The sequence below is a fragment of the Streptomyces sp. NPDC050732 genome, assembly GCF_040654255.1.
Classification (GTDB): Bacteria; Actinomycetota; Actinomycetes; order Streptomycetales; family Streptomycetaceae; genus Streptomyces.
Window position 1 is genome coordinate 46,691 of sequence record NZ_JBFAHP010000036.1, and the last position, 18,236, is coordinate 64,926.

At 72.7% G+C, this 18,236-nt stretch carries 15 protein-coding genes; 11 read left to right on the plus strand and 4 right to left on the minus strand.

Going from position 1 to position 18,236, the window contains the following annotated elements; translation table 11 throughout:
• Positions 1 to 10 precede the first annotated feature (10 nt).
• From AB0H82_RS28660 to AB0H82_RS28690, 7 genes are all read left to right on the plus strand, one after another.
• On the plus strand, positions 11 to 793 hold the full coding sequence (locus AB0H82_RS28660) for an adenosylcobinamide-GDP ribazoletransferase (protein ID WP_362997708.1): 783 nt from the start codon (positions 11 to 13) through the stop codon (positions 791 to 793).
• Positions 794 to 906: 113 nt separating this feature from the next.
• On the plus strand, positions 907 to 2,454 hold the full coding sequence (locus AB0H82_RS28665) for a leucyl aminopeptidase (RefSeq protein WP_362997710.1): 1,548 nt from the start codon (positions 907 to 909) through the stop codon (positions 2,452 to 2,454).
• A gap of 298 nt (positions 2,455 to 2,752) precedes the next feature.
• Positions 2,753 to 4,141, plus strand: coding sequence for a dihydrolipoyl dehydrogenase (lpdA, locus tag AB0H82_RS28670; RefSeq protein ID WP_362997712.1), 1,389 nt, complete (start codon positions 2,753 to 2,755; stop codon positions 4,139 to 4,141).
• Positions 4,142 to 4,202: 61 nt separating this feature from the next.
• Positions 4,203 to 5,963: a 2-oxoglutarate dehydrogenase, E2 component, dihydrolipoamide succinyltransferase gene (gene sucB, locus AB0H82_RS28675; RefSeq protein WP_362997714.1), complete on the plus strand. Its 1,761-nt coding sequence runs from the start codon at positions 4,203 to 4,205 to the stop codon at positions 5,961 to 5,963.
• 139 nt (positions 5,964 to 6,102) lie between these two features.
• Positions 6,103 to 6,726: a GntR family transcriptional regulator gene (locus tag AB0H82_RS28680; RefSeq protein WP_362997716.1), complete on the plus strand. Its 624-nt coding sequence runs from the start codon at positions 6,103 to 6,105 to the stop codon at positions 6,724 to 6,726.
• Positions 6,727 to 7,014: 288 nt separating this feature from the next.
• Positions 7,015 to 9,711 carry a pyruvate dehydrogenase (acetyl-transferring), homodimeric type gene (gene aceE, locus AB0H82_RS28685; RefSeq protein WP_362997720.1) on the plus strand — a complete coding sequence of 899 codons (2,697 nt, stop codon included), beginning with the start codon at positions 7,015 to 7,017 and terminating at the stop codon, positions 9,709 to 9,711.
• Positions 9,712 to 9,792: 81 nt separating this feature from the next.
• Entirely contained in the window at positions 9,793 to 10,764 is a 972-nt protein-coding gene (locus AB0H82_RS28690) for a WYL domain-containing protein (protein WP_362997722.1), read from the plus strand.
• A gap of 4 nt (positions 10,765 to 10,768) precedes the next feature.
• Here the strand turns inward: AB0H82_RS28690 and AB0H82_RS28695 are convergent, their stop codons facing one another.
• Entirely contained in the window at positions 10,769 to 11,695 is a 927-nt protein-coding gene (locus tag AB0H82_RS28695) for an SDR family oxidoreductase (RefSeq protein WP_362997724.1), read from the minus strand.
• A gap of 134 nt (positions 11,696 to 11,829) precedes the next feature.
• Here AB0H82_RS28695 and AB0H82_RS28700 point away from each other — a divergent pair, with 134 nt between their 5' ends.
• The gene (locus AB0H82_RS28700) at positions 11,830 to 12,351 is read left to right on the plus strand and encodes a DUF4240 domain-containing protein (protein WP_362997791.1); all 522 of its coding nucleotides are present in this window, start codon (positions 11,830 to 11,832) and stop codon (positions 12,349 to 12,351) included.
• Between the two features lie 21 nt (positions 12,352 to 12,372).
• On the opposite strand, the gene AB0H82_RS28705 is transcribed toward AB0H82_RS28700, so the two are convergent.
• The gene (locus AB0H82_RS28705; protein ID WP_362997726.1) at positions 12,373 to 13,179 is read right to left on the minus strand and encodes an SDR family NAD(P)-dependent oxidoreductase; all 807 of its coding nucleotides are present in this window, start codon (positions 13,177 to 13,179) and stop codon (positions 12,373 to 12,375) included.
• 118 nt (positions 13,180 to 13,297) lie between these two features.
• Between AB0H82_RS28705 and AB0H82_RS28710 the strand changes: the two genes are divergently transcribed.
• Complete coding sequence (locus tag AB0H82_RS28710) at positions 13,298 to 13,933, plus strand: TetR family transcriptional regulator (protein ID WP_362997728.1); 636 nt, start codon at positions 13,298 to 13,300, stop codon at positions 13,931 to 13,933.
• Positions 13,934 to 13,990: 57 nt separating this feature from the next.
• Here AB0H82_RS28710 and AB0H82_RS28715 read toward each other — a convergent pair whose 3' ends face one another.
• Entirely contained in the window at positions 13,991 to 15,115 is a 1,125-nt protein-coding gene (locus AB0H82_RS28715) for a PP2C family protein-serine/threonine phosphatase (RefSeq protein WP_362997730.1), read from the minus strand.
• 86 nt (positions 15,116 to 15,201) lie between these two features.
• Positions 15,202 to 15,690 (minus strand): GNAT family N-acetyltransferase, encoded by a 489-nt coding sequence (locus tag AB0H82_RS28720; protein ID WP_362997732.1) that lies wholly within the window; start codon positions 15,688 to 15,690, stop codon positions 15,202 to 15,204.
• Positions 15,691 to 15,768: 78 nt separating this feature from the next.
• On the opposite strand from AB0H82_RS28720, the gene AB0H82_RS28725 reads away from it, so the two are divergent.
• Positions 15,769 to 16,683 carry a TIGR01777 family oxidoreductase gene (locus tag AB0H82_RS28725; RefSeq protein ID WP_362997734.1) on the plus strand — a complete coding sequence of 305 codons (915 nt, stop codon included), beginning with the start codon at positions 15,769 to 15,771 and terminating at the stop codon, positions 16,681 to 16,683.
• A gap of 195 nt (positions 16,684 to 16,878) precedes the next feature.
• Complete coding sequence (locus tag AB0H82_RS28730) at positions 16,879 to 18,165, plus strand: NAD(P)/FAD-dependent oxidoreductase (RefSeq protein WP_362997736.1); 1,287 nt, start codon at positions 16,879 to 16,881, stop codon at positions 18,163 to 18,165.
• Positions 18,166 to 18,236: the final 71 nt, after the last annotated feature.

Genomic DNA, 18,236 nt, shown 5'->3' on the forward strand with positions numbered 1-18,236 from the left:
ACCTTCGCCGGTGCCAAGAACCCCCTCGTCCGACGGCATCCGCTTCGCCTTCGGCACCCTCACCGCGCTCCCCGTCCGGGTCACCCGCTGGGACCGCGAGGCCGCGCGCGGCGGCATGCAGTGCGCGCCCCTCGCCGGTCTGGTGATCGGCGTCTGCGCGGCGGGCGCCGGCGGCGTCCTGACGGCGCTCGGCGCGGGGCCGCTCCTCGCCGCCACCGCGACCGCCGCGACGCCCGCCGCCCTCACCCGCGGCCTGCACCTCGACGGCCTCGCCGACACCGCCGACGGCCTCGGCAGCGCCAAGCCTGCCGACGACGCGCTGCGCATCATGAAGCAGTCCGACATCGGCCCCTTCGGCGTCATCACCCTGCTCTTCGTGCTGCTCGCCCAGGTGGCCGTGTTCTGCCAGCTGTACGAGGCGTCGTGGGCCCGCGGCGCCGTCGCCGCCGTCGTCTCGGCGACCGTCGCGCGCCTCGCCCTCACTCTGGCCGCCCGCGACGGGGTGCCGCCGGCCCGCCCCGAGGGGCTCGGCGCCGCCGTCGCCGGGGTGGTGCCGCGCGGCCGCGCGTGGGCCGTCGCCGCCGTCGTGGTGTGCGGGGCGGCGGCCGTCGGACTGCCGCTCGGGGCGGCCGACGCCGTGCGGGGCACGGCGGCCGTCGTCCTCGCGCTCGGCGCCGCGGAGTTGCTGCTGTGGCACTGCGTACGACGGTTCGGCGGGGTCACCGGAGACGTCTTCGGCGCCCTGGCGGAGACGTCGGCGACCGGTGCCCTGATCGTGCTCGCCCTGGGCTGACACCGCGCCGAACACACACAGTGAGGCGCACCGCAGCGCTCACGGGCGTAGGCTCGCGACGGGCTCACCACCCCACAGCCCGACGAAACTCACTGAAAGAGGACCTCACCACCGTGACTGCTCTGACTCTCAGCACCGCCGCCGCGACCGGCCTGCGCGCCGACGCGATCGTCGTCGGTGTCGCGAAGGGCGCTGGATCCAAGGGGGGCCTGGTCGTCGCCCCCGGCGCCGAGGCCGTGGACAAGGCGTACGACGGCAAGCTCGCGTCCGTCCTGGAGACCCTCGGCGCCTCGGGCGGTGAGGGCGAGGTGACGAAGCTCCCCGCGCCGTCCGGCTTCAAGGCGCCGGTCGTCGTCGCGGTCGGTCTCGGCGGGGTCCCGGAGAAGGACGAGACGTACGGCACGGACGCGCTGCGCCGCGCCGCCGGCGCCGCCGCCCGCGCGCTGACCGGTGCGAAGAAGGCCGCGTTCGCGCTGCCCGTCGAGGACGCCGACGACGCCGGTGCCATCGTGGAGGGTGCCCTGCTCGGCGCGTACTCCTTCGACGCGTACAAGGACCAGGCCGACACCAAGGCCACGAAGAAGAACGGCAAGGACGCCAAGGCCCCGCTGGCCGAGGCCGTGCTGCTCGGCGCCAAGCCCCGCGACAAGGCGTACAAGGCCGCCGTCGAGCGCGCCACCGCCGTCGCCCAGGAACTGAACCGCGCCCGCGACCTGGTCAACACCCCGCCGAACGACCTCAGCCCCGAGGCCTTCGCCGCCGTCGCCCAGGCCGCGGCCAAGGAGCACGGCATCAAGGTCCAGGTGCTCGACGAGAAGGCTCTCGCCAAGGGCGGCTTCGGCGGCATCCTCGGCGTCGGCGCCGGCTCGGACGCCCCGCCGCGCCTGGTGAAGCTGTCGTACACGCACTCCAAGGCGAAGAAGCACCTCGCCTACGTCGGCAAGGGCATCACGTACGACTCGGGCGGCATCTCGCTGAAGCCCGCCGGTCACAACGAGACCATGAAGTGCGACATGGCCGGCGCCGCCGCGGTCTTCGCCGCCGTCGTCGCCGCCGCGCGCCTCGGCCTCGAAGTGAACGTCACCGGCTGGCTGGCGCTCGCCGAGAACATGCCGTCCGGCTCCGCGACCCGCCCCGGCGACGTCCTGCGCATGTACAGCGGCAAGACCGTCGAGGTCCTCAACACCGACGCCGAGGGCCGCCTGGTCCTTGCCGACGCGATCGCCAAGGCCTCCGAGGACGAGCCCGACGCCATCGTCGACGTGGCGACGCTGACCGGCGCCATGATGATGGCGCTCGGCAACCGCACCTTCGGCATCATGTCGAACGACGACGCCTTCCGTACGTCGGTCCACGAGATCGCCGAGGAGGTCGGCGAGCCGTCCTGGCCGATGCCGCTCCCCGCCGACCTGCGCAAGGGCATGGACTCCCCCACCGCCGACATCGCCAACATGGGCGAGCGCATGGGCGGCGGCCTGGTCGCCGGTCTCTTCCTCCAGGAGTTCGTGGGCGAGGGCATCACCTGGGCCCACCTGGACATCGCGGGCCCGGCCTTCCACGAGGGCGCCCCCTACGGCTACACCCCCAAGGGCGGCACCGGCTCCGCCGTCCGCACCCTGGTCCGGCTCGCCGAGCACACCGCCGCGGGCGACCTCGGCTGATCCACGTACGCGCACAGGGGCCCCGGACCCGTCTGGTGTCCGGGGCCCCTGCGTGATTTCGCCCTCGACGAAATCCGTACGTTCGTACGCAACACAAGGCCCTGGAGACGGTCGATCGAACGTCTCACAGCCTGGCCCGGCGTCCCGTCTCCCGGCGACAAGTGCGAAGATGGGTTCTCGGCAGGACAGGGCCCCCACCAAAGGGCCGAAACAAGAGCGGCCGAATACCAGCCGACCGACCGGTCGTCCCCCGCGAAAAGGGGTCCGGCGTACGGCGCACATGCATGGAGGACGTGACGTGGCGAACGACGCCAGCACCGTTTTCGACCTAGTGATCCTCGGCGGCGGTAGCGGCGGTTACGCCGCGGCGCTGCGCGGAGCGCAGCTGGGCCTGGACGTCGCCCTGATCGAGAAGGGCAAGGTCGGCGGCACCTGCCTGCACAACGGCTGCATCCCCACGAAGGCGCTGCTGCACGCCGGCGAGATCGCCGACCAGGCGCGCGAGGCCGACCAGTTCGGCGTGAAGGCCACCTTCGAGGGCATCGACATGGCGGCCGTCCACAAGTACAAGGACGACGTGATCTCCGGCCTCTACAAGGGCCTGCAGGGACTCATCGCCTCCCGCAAGGTGACGTACATCGAGGGCGAGGGCAAGCTCTCGTCGCCGACCTCCGTGGACGTGAACGGGCAGCGTGTCCAGGGCCGCCACGTCCTCCTCGCGACCGGCTCCGTGCCGAAGTCGCTGCCGGGCCTGGAGATCGACGGCAACCGCATCATCTCCTCGGACCACGCGCTGACCCTGGACCGCGTCCCGGAGTCCGCGATCATCCTGGGCGGCGGCGTCATCGGCGTCGAGTTCGCCTCGGCGTGGAAGTCCTTCGGGACCGACGTCACGGTCATCGAGGGCCTCAAGCACCTCGTGCCCGTCGAGGACGAGAACAGCTCCAAGCTTCTTGAGCGCGCGTTCCGCAAGCGCGGCATCAAGTTCAACCTCGGCACCTTCTTCGACAAGGCCGAGTACACCGAGAACGGCGTGCGCGTCACCCTCGCGGACGGCAAGACCTTCGAGGCCGAGGTCCTCCTGGTCGCCATCGGCCGCGGCCCGGTCTCGCAGGGCCTCGGCTACGAGGAGCAGGGCGTCGCGATGGACCGCGGCTACGTCCTCGTCGACGAGTACATGCAGACCAACGTCCCGACCGTCTCGGCCGTGGGCGACCTGGTGCCGACCCTCCAGCTCGCGCACGTCGGCTTCGCCGAGGGCATGCTGGTGGCGGAGCGCCTGGCCGGCCTCAAGACCGTCCCGGTCGACTACGACGGCGTGCCCCGGGTGACGTACTGCCACCCCGAGGTCGCCTCCGTGGGCATCACCGAGGCCAAGGCCAAGGAGATCTACGGCGCGGACAAGGTCGTCGCCCTCAAGTACAACCTCGCGGGCAACGGCAAGAGCAAGATCCTGAAGACCGCGGGCGAGATCAAGCTCGTCCAGGTCAAGGACGGTGCCGTGGTCGGCGTCCACATGGTCGGCGACCGCATGGGTGAGCAGGTCGGCGAAGCCCAGCTGATCTACAACTGGGAGGCGCTGCCGGCCGAGGTCGCCCAGCTCATCCACGCCCACCCGACGCAGAACGAGGCGCTCGGCGAGGCCCACCTGGCACTGGCGGGCAAGCCGCTGCACTCCCACGACTGACCCAGTCACACGGGCGCGACGACCAGACTTTCCGCAATTTTCGTAAGGAGCAACTGAAACCATGGCGGTTTCCGTATCCCTTCCGGCGCTCGGCGAGAGCGTCACCGAGGGCACTGTCACCCGTTGGCTGAAGGCCGAGGGCGAGCGCGTCGAGGCCGACGAGCCGCTGCTGGAGGTCTCGACCGACAAGGTCGACACCGAGATCCCCTCCCCCGCCGCGGGCATCCTGGCCTCCATCAAGGTCGCCGAGGACGAGACCGTCGAGGTCGGCGCCGAGCTCGCCGTCATCGACGACGGCTCGGGCGACGCGGGCGGCTCGGCCGCCCCGGCGCAGGCCGAGGCCCCCGCCGCCCCCGCACAGGAGGAGGCCCCGGCCGCCCCCGCGCAGGAGGAGGCCCCCCAGCAGCAGGCGGCCCCGGCCCAGTCCGGCGGCTCCGCCGAGGGCACCGAGGTCACCCTGCCCGCGCTCGGCGAGTCCGTCACCGAGGGCACCGTCACCCGCTGGCTGAAGGAGGTCGGCGAGGAGGTCGCGGCCGACGAGCCCCTCCTGGAGGTCTCGACGGACAAGGTCGACACCGAGATCCCGTCGCCGGTCGCGGGCGTACTGCTCGAAATCGTCGTCGGTGAGGACGAGACCGCCGAGGTCGGCGCCAAGCTCGCCGTCATCGGTGCGCCCGGTGCCGCTCCGGCGCAGGCCGAGGCCCCGGCTCCGGCCCCGGCCGCCCCCGCGCAGCAGGAGGCCCCGAAGCAGGAGGCTCCCCAGCAGGAGGCCGCCCCGGCTCCCGCGCAGCCCGCCGCCCAGGCCCCGGCCGCTCCGGCCCGGCCCGCGGCTCAGGCCCCGGCTCCGGCGCAGCCCGCCGCTCCGGCCGCCCCGGCGCAGGCCACCCCGGCCGACGACGGTGCCTACGTCACCCCGCTGGTCCGCAAGCTCGCGTCCGAGAACGGCGTGAACCTCTCCGAGGTCACCGGTTCCGGTGTCGGCGGCCGCATCCGCAAGCAGGACGTCATCGCCGCCGCCGAGGCCAAGAAGTCGGCCCCCGCGCCGGCCGCCGCCGCGCCGGCCGCGTCGTCGAAGGCTCCGGCCCTGGAGGCCTCCCCCCTCCGCGGCCAGACCGTCAAGATGACCCGCATGCGCAAGGTCATCGGCGACAACATGATGAAGGCGCTGCACTCGCAGGCCCAGCTGACCTCGGTCGTCGAGGTCGACATCACCAAGCTGATGAAGCTGCGCGCCAAGGCGAAGGACTCCTTCGCGGCCCGCGAGGGCGTCAAGCTCTCGCCGATGCCGTTCTTCGTCAAGGCCGCCGCCCAGGCGCTGAAGGCCCACCCGGTCATCAACGCCCGGATCAACGACGACGAAGGCACCATCACGTACTTCGACTCGGAGAACATCGGCATCGCCGTGGACGCCGAGAAGGGTCTGATGACGCCGGTCATCAAGGGTGCGGGCGACCTGAACATCGCCGGTATCTCCAAGAAGACCGCCGAGCTGGCCGGCAAGGCCCGTGGCGGTGGCCTCACCCCGGACGACATGTCCGGCGCCACCTTCACGATCTCCAACACCGGTTCGCGCGGCGCCCTGTTCGACACGGTCATCGTGCCGCCGAACCAGGCCGCGATCCTCGGCATCGGTGCCACGGTGAAGCGCCCGGTCGTCATCAACCACCCGGACCTCGGCGAGACCATCGCCGTCCGTGACATGACGTACCTGTCGCTCTCCTACGACCACCGTCTGGTGGACGGCGCGGACGCCGCCCGCTACCTGACCGCGGTCAAGGCGATCCTGGAGGCGGGCGAGTTCGAGGTCGAGCTCGGCCTGTAGTCCGCCCCTTGCGTGAGGCTGTAACACTCGTCTCATCAGCGCGTACGCCCCCGTCCGGAGTCTTCCGGGCGGGGGCGTCGCCGTATTGTCTAGGGGTCACACGCCCTTGGGGTCCGCAGCCCCTGCCGGAGGAGCTCTCATGACCGCGCCCGTCGTTCACTCGCTGCGCGAACAGATCCGCGAGCACATCGTGGAGGGGATCGTCAGCGGGCGCTGGAAGCCGGGCGAGCGCATCGTGGAGCGCCGGATCGCCGTCGAGCTTGAGGTCTCCCAGACCCCGGTCCGCGAGGCGCTGCGCGAGCTGGAGACGCTGCGGCTCATCGAATCCGCGCCCAACAAGGGTGTACGCGTACGCAACTTGACGGCCGCCGACCTGGAGGAGAGCTACCCCGTCCGGGCCGGTCTGGAGGCCATCGCGGCCGAGCTGGCCGCGGAGCGGCTCGCCGCGGACTGCTCGGCCCTTGAGCCCCATGTCGCGGCCCTGTACGAGGCGGACCGCGCGTCGGACGGCACCGGGCAGGTGCGGCACACCGTCGGCTTCCACCGGGAGCTGGTGCGGGCCGCGGACAACTCCGTCCTCCTGCACACCTGGGAGGGCCTCGGCATCGAGGTCTTCACGGCGCTGTCCATCCGCTGGCTCGGCACGGTCCAGCAGTCGTACGCGGAGGAGCACGAGGCCCTGGTCTCCGCCTTCCGCCGCCGCGACCCCGCCATCGCCGACCTGGTGAAGGCGCACGTCCTGGGCTGCGCGCCGCGGGCCTGATCCCGCGCTCATCCGTGTCCGTGGGCCCGCAGACGTGCCGGCAGACGTGCTCCCACCTGCGTAAACCCTTCAAATCGAAGGCACCGCGTGCCCGTTTTACTGGCACCGGATGCCGACTTTCGCAATCTGGGGAAGTTTTTCGCTCAACGCTTTGATCGATCATCGATCACGGGCTTACAGTCGTCGATGGCTCTCACCAGAGCCTCACGCCCTGTCCTGCCAAAGACATCGGGCACCCCCACCCCTTACCGAAACAGGGGACCCCCTCCGACTCAGGAAGGCGGCGCAATGACCGACCCCTCCGCAATCCAGCCGAGCGAGCTCGACCAGCTCCCGGACCGCGACCCCGAGGAGACCGCCGAATGGCAGGCCTCCCTGGACGCCGTTACTCAGGCGGCCGGGCCGCACCGTGCCGCGTACCTGATGCGCCGCACGCTGGAGCGTGCCGAGGGCGCGGGCCTGGCGCTGCCCAAGCTCCTCGAAACCGACTACGTCAACACGATCCCCACCTCCGCCGAGCCGTCCGTCGACGGTGACGAGGAGATGGAGCGGAAGATCACCGCGTGGAACCGCTGGAACGCGGCCGCGATGGTCACCCGCGGTTCGAAGCACGGCGTCGGCGGCCACATAGCGACCTTCGCGTCGGCGGCCTGGCTGTACGAGACGGGCTTCAACCACTTCTTCAAGGGCAAGGAGGGGGACGGATCGGGCGACCAGCTCTACATCCAGGGCCACGCCTCCCCCGGCATCTACGCCCGCGCCTTCCTCGACGGCCGCCTGAACGAGGCGCAGCTCGACAACTTCCGCCAGGAGGCCGGCGGCAACGGCCTGCCCTCCTACCCGCACCCGCGCCGCCTGCCCTGGCTGTGGGAGTTCCCGACCGTCTCCATGGGTCTGGGCCCGCTCTCCGCCATCTACCAGGCGCGCTTCAACCGGTACCTCACCAACCGCGGCATCAAGGACGTCTCCGCCTCGCACGTGTGGGCGTTCCTCGGTGACGGCGAGATGGACGAGCCCGAGTCGACGGCGGCCCTCGCACTGGCCGCGCGTGAGGGTCTCGACAACCTCACGTACGTCATCAACTGCAACCTGCAGCGCCTCGACGGCCCGGTCCGCGCCAACTTCCGCGTGGTGCAGGAGCTGGAGGCGCAGTTCCGCGGCGCCGGCTGGAACGTCATCAAGGTCCTGTGGGGCAACGCCTGGGACGAGCTGTTCCAGCTCGACACCACGGGCGCCCTGGTCCGCCGCCTCCGCGAGGTGCCGGACGCGCAGTTCCAGACGTACGCGACGCGCGACGCCGCCTACATCCGCGAGCACTTCTTCGGCTCCGAGCCCGCGCTCGTCGAGCTGGGCAAGCTGCTCACGGACGACAAGATCAGCGAGTGCTTCCACCTCTCGCGCGGCGGCCACGAGGCCCGCAAGGTGTACGCGGCCTACCGTGCGGCGCTCACCCACAAGGGCGCGCCGACCGTGATCCTCGCGCAGACGGTCAAGGGCTTCACCCTCGGCAAGGGCTTCGAGTCCAAGAACGCCAACCACCAGATGAAGAAGCTGACGGTGGACGAGTTCAAGGACATGCGGGACCTGCTCGGCCTGCCGATCCCGGACAGCGCCTTCGCCGACGGCCAGGTGCCGTACGGCCACCCGGGCGCCGACTCCCCCGAGGTCCGCTACCTCCAGGAGCGGCGTGCCGCGCTCGGCGGCCCGGCTCCGGCCCGCCGCACGCAGCCGCTGGCCCCGCTGCCCGCCGCCGCGGACAAGACGTTCGCCTCCTTCGACAAGGGCTCCGGGTCGCAGTCGGTGGCGACGACCATGGCGTTCGTACGCCTGGTCAAGGACCTCGTACGCGACAAGCAGACCGGCAAGCGCTGGGTGCCGATCGTCCCCGACGAGGCGCGCACCTTCGGCATGGAGAGCCTCTTCCCGTCCCTGGGCATCTACTCCCCCAAGGGCCAGACGTACGAGCCGGTCGACCGCGACCAGCTGATGTACTACAAGGAGGCCAAGGACGGCCAGATCCTCAACGAGGGGATCACCGAGGCCGGTTCGATGGCGGACTTCATCGCCGCGTCCACGTCGTACGCGACGCACGGCGAAGCGATGATCCCCTTCTACATCTTCTACTCGATGTTCGGCTGGCAGCGCACGGCCGACCAGATGTGGCAGCTCGGCGACCAGCTCGGCCGCGGCTTCCTCGTCGGCGCCACCGCGGGCCGTACGACGCTGACGGGTGAGGGCCTGCAGCACGCGGACGGCCACTCGCCGGTCATCGCCGCGACGAACCCGGCCGCGCTCTCCTACGACCCGGCGTTCGCCTACGAGATCGCCGCGATCGTCAAGGAGGGGCTGCGCCGCATGTACGGCGAGGCCCACGAGGGCGAGGACCAGAACGTCTTCTACTACCTCACCGTCTACAACGAGCCCATGCCGCAGCCCGCGAAGCCCGCGGGCGTCGACGAGGGCATCGTGCGCGGCCTCTACCGCTTCAACACGGCGGAGTCCGCGGGCCTCTCCCCGGCTGCCAACGCCGCGCGCATCCAGCTGCTCGGCTCCGGCACGGCCATCCACTGGACCCTGAAGGCCCAGAAGATGCTCGCCGAGGAGTGGGGCGTGGCCGCCGACGTGTGGTCCGCCACCTCCTGGACGGAGCTGCGCCGTGACGCCCTGGAGGCGGACGAGGCGCTGCTGCGCGGCGAGGAGCGCACTCCCTACGTGCGCAAGGCGCTTGAGGGTGCGCAGGGCCCCGTGCTCGCCGTCTCCGACTACATGCGTCAGGTCCCCGACCAGATCGCGCAGTGGGTCGAGCAGGACTACTCCTCGCTCGGTGCGGACGGCTTCGGCCTCTCCGACACGCGTGAGGCCGCGCGCCGCCACTTCGGTGTCGACGCCGAGTCGATCGTCGTCGCCGCGCTGGCGCAGCTCGCCCGCCGTGGCGAGGTGCCCGCGTCCGCGGTGAAGGAGGCCCGGGCCAAGTACGGCCTGTGAGTCTCCGGCTCGACATACGGGTGCGGCCCCTGCCTGACGGCGGGGGCCGCACCCGTATGTCCGCACCGGCATCATGGGGCCATGCGCGCTGCCCGCCTCATCAAGATGGTGCTCCTGCTCCAGGCACGGCCCTCCATGACCGCCGCCGAGCTCGCCGCCGAGCTGGAGGTGTCCGAGCGGACCATCACGCGCGACGCGCAGGCGCTGTCCGAGGCGGGCGTGCCCGTCTACGCCGACCGGGGCCGCACCGGCGGCTACCGGCTGATCGGCGGCTACCGCACCCGTCTCACCGGGCTCGGCCGCAGCGAGGCCGAGGCGCTGTTCCTGTCCGGGGTGCCGGGCGCGCTGCGGGAGATGGGGCTCGCGGACGCGGCGTCCGCGGCCCGGCTCAAGGTGTCGGCGGCGCTCATGCCGTCGCTGCGGGACGCCCCGCAGAGCGCCTCGCAGCGGTTCCATCTGGACGCGCCGGGCTGGTTCCAGGAGACGCCCGCCCCGGAGCTGCTGCCCGCGGTGGCGGACGCGGTCTGGGACGACCGGTGCGTGACCGCCCGCTACCGCCGCCAGGAGACCGAGGTGGAGCGGGAGCTGGAGCCGTACGGTCTCGTGCTCAAGGCGGGCGTCTGGTACTTGTGCGCGCGGGTGCCCGACTCCGGGGCGTACCGCGTGTACCGCATCGACCGGTTCACCGCGGTGGAGGCCGGTGAGGAGCGGTTCGCGCGGGACGAGGAGTTCGACCTGCCGGGCTTCTGGGAGGAGCGGGCGGCGCAGTTCGCGCGGGCGATCCTGCGGGCCGAGGTCGTGGTGCGGCTCTCCGACGCGGGCATGCGGCAGCTGCCGTACGCCACCGACCGCGGCGTCGCCCGCGAGGCGATGGAGTCGGCGGGCGAGCCGGACGCGACGGGCCGGGTGACGGTCACCCTGCCCGTCGAGAACGAGGACGTGGCGTACACGCAGCTCATGGCACTCGGCCCGGAGGTGGAGGTGCTTGAGCCGTTGAGTCTGCGCGCACGCTTCGCGGCGGCCGCGGCGCGCTCGGCGGCGCTCTACCGCTGACGCCCTACCGGTAGCCGGTGACGTCCGCCGTGGGGCTCTCCTGGTCGACCTCCGTGATGTACCGCCAGGCGTCGGGCGCGGAGCCGTCCACGTCCGTGAAGCCGTACTCCTTGGCGAGGCCGCCGCTGGAGAGGGATGCGCCGTTGTGGCGTGCCACCTCGGGGTCGGCGGCGAGCGCGACGAGGGCCCGGCCCACGAACGTCGGCGTCTCGGAGATCGCGAAGTGCGGGTCCTGCTCGCAGCCCGCCCGCCAGTCGTCCTCGGTCACCTTGAAGTGGGTGTCGAGCATGGCTTCGGAGCGCAGCCAGCCGGGGGTGAGGCAGAGCGCCGTGCAGCCGTACTCCGCGACCTCCTCGGCCAGGTCGCGCGCCATGCGCAGCGGGGCGGCCTTGGCGAGGTCGTAGTAGAACGGCTTGCGGTAGTTGGGGCCGTTGTACTCCTGGGTGCCGTCGGTGACCTCGACGACGAGGCCGCCGGGGTTCCTGACGAGCAGCGGCAGCGCGTACCGGCTGGTGATGATGTGGGTCTCGATGCCGAGGCGCAGGATGCGCAGCCCCTTGTCGAGGTCGTGCTCCCACATCTTCTTGTCCCACTCGACGTGGATGTCGCCGCCCCAGATGTCGTTGACGAGGATGTCCAGGCGGCCCCGCTCGCGGTCGATCCGGTCGACGAGCGCCTCGACCTGGCCGGGCTCCAGGTGGTCGGTGGGTACGGCGATGCCCTCGCCGCCGGCCGCGTCGACCAGTTCGGCGGTCTCCTCGATGGTCTCGGTGGTCCGGCCGCTCTCGCTGGTGTGCGCGCGGGTGGTCCGGCCCGTCACGTACACGGTGGCTCCGGCGCGGCCGAGCTCCACCGCCATGGCGCGGCCCGCGCCGCGGGTGGCGCCCGCGACGAGGGCGATCTTCCCGGTCAGGGTCTGGGTGGTGTTCATGTCCAGGAGGCTGCCACCAAAAGGGGACATCTTCTGTCGGTCTTTCCACGGGCATGTGCGCGCATAACGAGACAGCCGCATTCCGGCGCACTCCGCGTGCGCCCCCACTCCCCAGGACCGATGCTGGACCCGTGATGGACGAGACGGAGTTCTGGGAGATCGTGGACAGCACCCGCGAGGCCGCCGACGGCGACCCCGAGGACCACGCCGAGCTGCTGGTCGAGAGACTGCTGCAGTCGGACCCGGACTCGGTCCTCGACTTCGCCCGTCACTTCGAGGCCCGCTACAACCGCGCCTACCGCTGGGATCTGTGGGGCGCGGCCTCGGTGCTGCTCGGCGGCGCGAGCGACGACGCCTTCGACTACTTCCGGTGCTGGCTGATCGGGCAGGGCCGGGCGGTCTACGAGGGCGCGGTGCACGACCCGGACGCGCTCGCCGACCTCCTCGACGAGTTCGACGAGGAGCTCGACGGGGACGGCGAGGAGCTCGGCTACGCCGCGGACGAGGCGTACGAGCAGCTCACCGGCCTCGACACCCCGGACCTCGGCATCCCGCCCGCCCCCGCCGAACCGGAGGGCACCCCGCTCGACTTCGAGGACGAGGCGGTGCTCGCGGAGCGGTATCCGAAGCTGTGGGACCGCTTCATGGCCGACTGAGGCCGGACCGCCGGCGCCGGATCAGAAGTGCGTGCCGCCGTCGATGCGGATCTCCGTGCCGGTGATGAAGCGGCCGTCGTCCGAGGCGAGCATGGCGACGACGGAGGCGACGGTCTCGGGGCCCGCGAAGCCCTGGCCGAGGGCGGGTGCGAGCTTCACGAACAGGCTCATGTCGGCGTCCGCGGGCAGGCCGGGGCCGACGCTCTGCCTGCTGGCGCCGGAGCCGTCCGTCATCCCGGAGGAGATGGAGCCGGGCTGCACGGCGGTGAAGCGGATGCCCTGCTTGCCGTACTCGGCGGCCAGCGCGTGCGTCATGGACTGGATGCCGCCCTTGCTCGCCGCGTACGCCGCCATGTACGGGTGGGCGAACATCGCGGACGTCGAGCTGAAGTTCACGACGGCGGCGCCGTCGCCCTCCAGCAGTGCGGGGATCGCCTCCCGGATCATCAGGAAGGTGCCGGTGAGGTTGACGCCGATGACCTGGTTGAAGGCGTCGAGGGTGGTCTCGTGGGTGTGCGCGGAGCGCAGGATGCCCGCGGCGTTGACGAGGACGTCCAGGCCGCCGAGCGCGGCCGTGGCGGCGGCGACACCGGCGCGGACCGAGGCCTCGTCGGCGATGTTCACGACCACGGTGGTGAGGCGCTCCGCGTCGGCTCCCGCCTTGGCAACGGTGTCCTTGAGGCCGTCCTCGCTGACGTCGGCGGCGACGACGCTGCCGCCCTCGGCCAGCATGCGCAGGACGGTCGCCTGGCCTATGCCGGAGCCGCCGCCGGTGACCAGGGCGCGGCGCCCCTCGTAACGGTTCAGGTGCTGCGTGGCGCTCTGCATGGCGTACTCCGGCTCTCGCGGTGGTGATGCTTTCCCGATACACGCTACGCCCATGTGGCACGTTATGCCACCTTGACTTACCGTGCCCGCCTGGCGCGGTCGGCGTAGTCTTCGGCGCGTGAACAACCAGTCGCCGCCCCCGCCGCCCCTCTCCCTCACGGAGCGCCGCAAGCTGGCCACCCAGCTGGAGATCGCGCACGCCGCGGCGGAGCTCTTCACCGCGCACGGGCCCGACGGCACCACGGCCGAGGCCATCGCGGGCCGGGCCGGGGTCGCGCTGCGCACCTTCTACCGGTACTTCCGCACCAAGCAGGACGCGGTGGGCCCGCTGCTCGCCGTCGGCGGCGAACGGTGGCGCGCGCTGCTGGCCGGGAGCGAGCCGGGCGCGCCGCTCCCCGAGGCGCTGCGGGGCGCGATCTCCGAGGCGCTCGCCGCGCCGGACGAGACCGCCGCTGCCGGGCTGCGGCAGGTCCGCGGGCTGCTCCGCGCGGCCGCCGGCGACCCGGCGCTGCGCGCTGTCTGGTACCGCGTGAACCAGGAGTCGGAGGAACGGCTGCGGCCCGTCGTCGCGGAGCTCGCCGGGACGGGGGCGCGGCCGCTGGAGGTCCGTATCGCCGCCGCCGCGGCGACCGACGCGATCCGCATCGCCCTGGAGGTGTGGGCGGAGTCGGACGCGGACGTGACGGGCCCCGGCTCGCCCGCCGAGCTCGCGGTGCGGTGCCTGGAGGAGCTGACGGGCGGCTGGGACCGCTGACCGGTTACGCCCGTCGCTCCAGTCGCTTCCCGTGCGCCCGCTGCTCCCCCACGCCCGTCACGCGGCTTCGAGCGGCCCCGGCGCGAACACCATCATCGTCACGTCGTCCCGTACGCGCCCCGCGTACCGCACCACGTCCGCCCACACCTGCTCCGTGAGTGCCGCCGGGTCGTCGAGCAGCGCCGGGTCCGCCTTGAGCAGCGCGGTGAGGCGTTCGTCCAGCGGGTAGAAGGTGCCGGACGCGTCCCGTGCCTCGCTCACCCCGTCGGTCAGGCCGAACAGCAGGTCCCCGGCGAGCAGCGGCACCGTGAGACCCTCGGGCGGGGCGACGCCCGCGATGCCGAGGCCGAGCGGCGCGCCGGAGGTCACGTCCAGCTCGGTGACCTCGGGGCCGCGCAGCAGCAGGGGCGGCGGGTGTCCGCAGGAGACGACGCGTACGACGGAGGCGTCGTCGGGGAACTCCAGGAGCACCGCCGTCGCGAACAGTTCGGCGTGCTCCTGCCCGGCCGAGTCCACGACGAGCCTGCGGTCGAGCTGGGCGGCGACCCCTTCCAGGTCCGCCTTGTCGATGACCGCCTCGCGGAACGCGCCGAGCAGCGCGGCGACCGTGCCGACCGCCGCGAGCCCGTGCCCCTGCACGTCACCGATGAGGGCGCGCACCCCGTGCGGCCCTCTGCGGACGTCGAAGAAGTCGCCGCCGACCAGCGACTCGTGCTCCGCGGCCTGGTACAGGCCCGCGAACCGCACCCGGCCGACCCGTTCCGGCAGTGGTGGGAGGACCGCGAACTGGGCCGCCTCGGCGACCGTGCGGACGGTCACGAGCTGGGCCTCGCGGCGGCTGCGCACCCAGGCGAAGACCACGCTGAGCACCGCGATGAAGCTGATCGTCAGCTCGTCGCTGTTGCCCGGGTGGCCGAGGCCGAAGCGCGGCAGGGAGAGCAGCGCGACGACGACACCGCCGACGACCGCCGTGGCGGCGGGCCCGTACGACAGGGCGGCCAGCGGCGGGACGGCCGCGACCAGGAAGCTGAGGTCCACCGTCTTCGGGGTGACCAGCTGGACGAGGACGATCGCGAGGAGGAGCAGCGGCGGGGGCCAGCGCACCCAGGGCGGGGGCGGCGTGCCACGCAGCAGCCAGTCGCGCTGTTCCGCGTCGCGCCGTCTGGCCGCAGCCCTGATCATCTCTTCACGCTCCTACGGGCGCGGCGCCCCCGCACGCCGGGCAGGTCCGTCGGGTCATTCGCCGGGGCGTTCGCCGGGTCGTCCGGTCAGAGGGCGCGGCCCATGAGGATGTCGTCGACGTACGCGCCGTCCAGCAGGAACTCGCCGGGCAGCACGCCCTCGATGACGAAGCCCTCCGCCTCGTACAGCTTGCGGGCGGGGGTGTTGTGCCCGAGCACCCGCAGGGTGATGCGCACCGCGTCCTGGCGGCGGGCCTCGTCCATGGCCGCCCGGAGCAGCCGCTTGCCGACGCCCCGGCCGCGCACCTCCTCGGCGACGACGAAGCCCTGGATCTGGCGCACGTGCGCGTTGACGAGCAGCGGGGTGGGGAAGCCGAGCTTCACATAGCCGACGATCCGCCCGTCCACCTCGCCGACCAGGTGGTCGCGGGGCCCGAAGCGGTCGTTGAAGAAGGGCTCGTAGGGAGGCTCGGGGCGGGGCTGCACCGCGTGCAGCGTGGACCAGGCGGCACGGTCGAGACGGGCGAGCGCGTCGTCGTCCTCGGGCAGTGCGGTGCGTATGTGCATGTCCGGCATGGCGCCACTGTACGGCGGCCGGATCGCGCGCCGCGTCGGGTGCGCGGAGCGGGCGCACGCGCGGCTTCCCGGGGCAGGATGGAACGCATGGAAACCACACACTCGCGCGTCGCAGTGTCCGGCGCCTCCGGGCTCATCGGTACGGCGCTCACGCGCTCCCTGGCCGCCGACGGGCACGAGGTGGTACGGCTGGTGCGCAGGGCGCCACGCGGCAAGGACGAGGTGCGCTGGGACCCCCAGGAGGGGTTCGTCGACAAGGCCGGGCTCGCGGGCTGCACCGCGGTCGTCAACCTGGCGGGCGCGGGCATCGGGGACCACCGCTGGACGGCCGCCTACAAGCGGGAGCTCAGGGACAGCAGGGTGCTCGGCACCGGCACGCTCGCCGCCGCCGTGGCCTCGCTCGACGAGCCGCCGCGGGTGTTCGTGAACGCCAGCGCGATCGGCTACTACGGAGACACCGGTTCGCGGGCGGTCGACGAGAGCGCCCCTGCCGGGCGGGGCTTCCTGCCGTCGCTGTGCGTGGAGTGGGAGGCCGCCGCGGCCGCGGCCCAGGAGGCGGGCATCCGTACCGTCTTCGCCCGCAACGGCCTCGTGGTGGGCCGCGGGGGCGGCGCATGGGGCCGGCTCTTCCCGCTCTTCAAGGCGGGGCTCGGCGGGCGCCTGGGCAACGGCCGGCAGTACTGGAGTCACATCTCCCTGCACGACGAGGTGGCCGCGCTGCGGCACCTGATCGACACGGAGACGCTGTCGGGCCCGTTCAACCTCACGGCGCCCGAGCCGCGCACCAACCGCGAGGTGACGGCGGCGATGGGCCGGGTGCTGCGCAGGCCCACCGTCTTCACCGCGCCCGCGCCGGCGCTGCGCCTGGTCCTCGGCGAGATGGCGGGGGACGTCCTCGGCAGCCAGCGGGTGCTTCCGACGCGGCTCCTGGAGTCCGGCTTCACCTTCGCGTTCCCCGGCATCGAGGAGGCGATCCGGGCTGCGCTGAGGTGAGGTGCCCGGTCCCGACAGAAAGGGACCGAATCCTTCCATCACGTGACCACTGTGCGACCTACGTGCGACCGTGCCCGGTCGATGCGCGACTCCTTCTGACCGGAACCGCTCCTACCCTCGTGCCGAACTCGGGTATTCCGGAGCCCTGTTGGGGGCATCAGCAACCCAGCAGCCGCGCGACCTCGGGAGGGGCACGTGCCAGAGCATGCGCACCATGCGGATGTCGTCATCGTGGGAGCCGGCGCCGCCGGGCTCTCGGCAGCGCATCGGCTGACCAGCGCCGGTGTAACGACCGTGGTCCTGGAGGCCGCTCCTTACGTCGGCGGCCGGATGTCGACCGAGAAGGTCGACGGATTCCGGCTAGACAGAATCGGCCAGCTCCTCGCCACCTCGTATCCGGAGCTGCGCAGGACCCCGGGGCTCGACTCCCTCGTCCTGCGCCCCTTCGCGCCCGGCCTCCTCGTGCACAGCGAGGGCCGCCGGTACCGCGCCGCCGAGCGACTGCCCGGACGGAGCGCAAGGGGCGCACTCACGGCGGCGCGCGCCCTGACGAGCGCCCCCCTCGACCAGGCCCGGCTCGGCGCCGCCCTCGCCCGCATCGCCGCGACCCCCGTCGAGCGCCTCCTGACCCGGCCCGAACTCCCCGCAGCCGACGCCCTCGCCGCCCGCGGACTGCCCGCCCGCACCATCGACGGCTTCCTGCGCCCGCTGCTCTCCGCACTCCTCTGCGACCCGGGCCTGACCACGTCGAGCCGGTGCGCGGACCTCGCCCTGCACGCCTTCGCCCGCGGCCGTCTCTGCCTGCCGGAGGGCGGCGCGGACGTCCTGCCCGAGCTCCTCGCCACCGCCCTGCCGCCCGGCGTGGTCCGCACCGGCGTCCGCGTCACCTCGGTCTCCACGAGCTCCGTCAGGACCGCCGAGCACGGCGAGATCGCCTGCCGCGCGGTCCTCCTCGCCACCGACGCGCGCGCCGCCGCCGACCTCCTGCCCGGCCTGCGCGTGCCGCCCTTCCACGAGGTGACGGTGGTCCACCACACGGCACCCGAACCGCCGCTCGACGGGCCCGCACTGCTCCTGGACGCGGACCGTGCGGGGCCGGTCGCCCACACCGCGGTCATCAGCCAGGTCGACCCGTCGCGCGCGCCCGCCGACCGCGTCCTCGTCTCCTCGACGGTCCTCGGCCCGCCGCCGGACGAGCCGGCCGTCCGCGCGCATCTCGCCGCGCTGTACGGAACGCCGACCGACCGCTGGGAGCCGCTGGCCGTCCACCACACCCGCGAGGCCGTGCCCGCGATGCCGCCCCCGCACGACGTGCGGCGCCCGGTGCGGCTGCTCTCGGGGCTCTACGTCTGCGGCGACCACCGGGACACCAGCACCGTCCAGGGCGCCCTGCACTCGGGGCGGCGCGCGGCCCACGCCGTCCTCACCGACTTCGGCATCGCCTCCTCGTACACCCAAGAGCCCCTGCCCACCGCCGCCTGACCCGTCCCCATGCCTGTCCCTGGGCCGGCTCCCCCGGAAGCCCCCGCGCCCCCCACGCGGGGGCTTCTCCC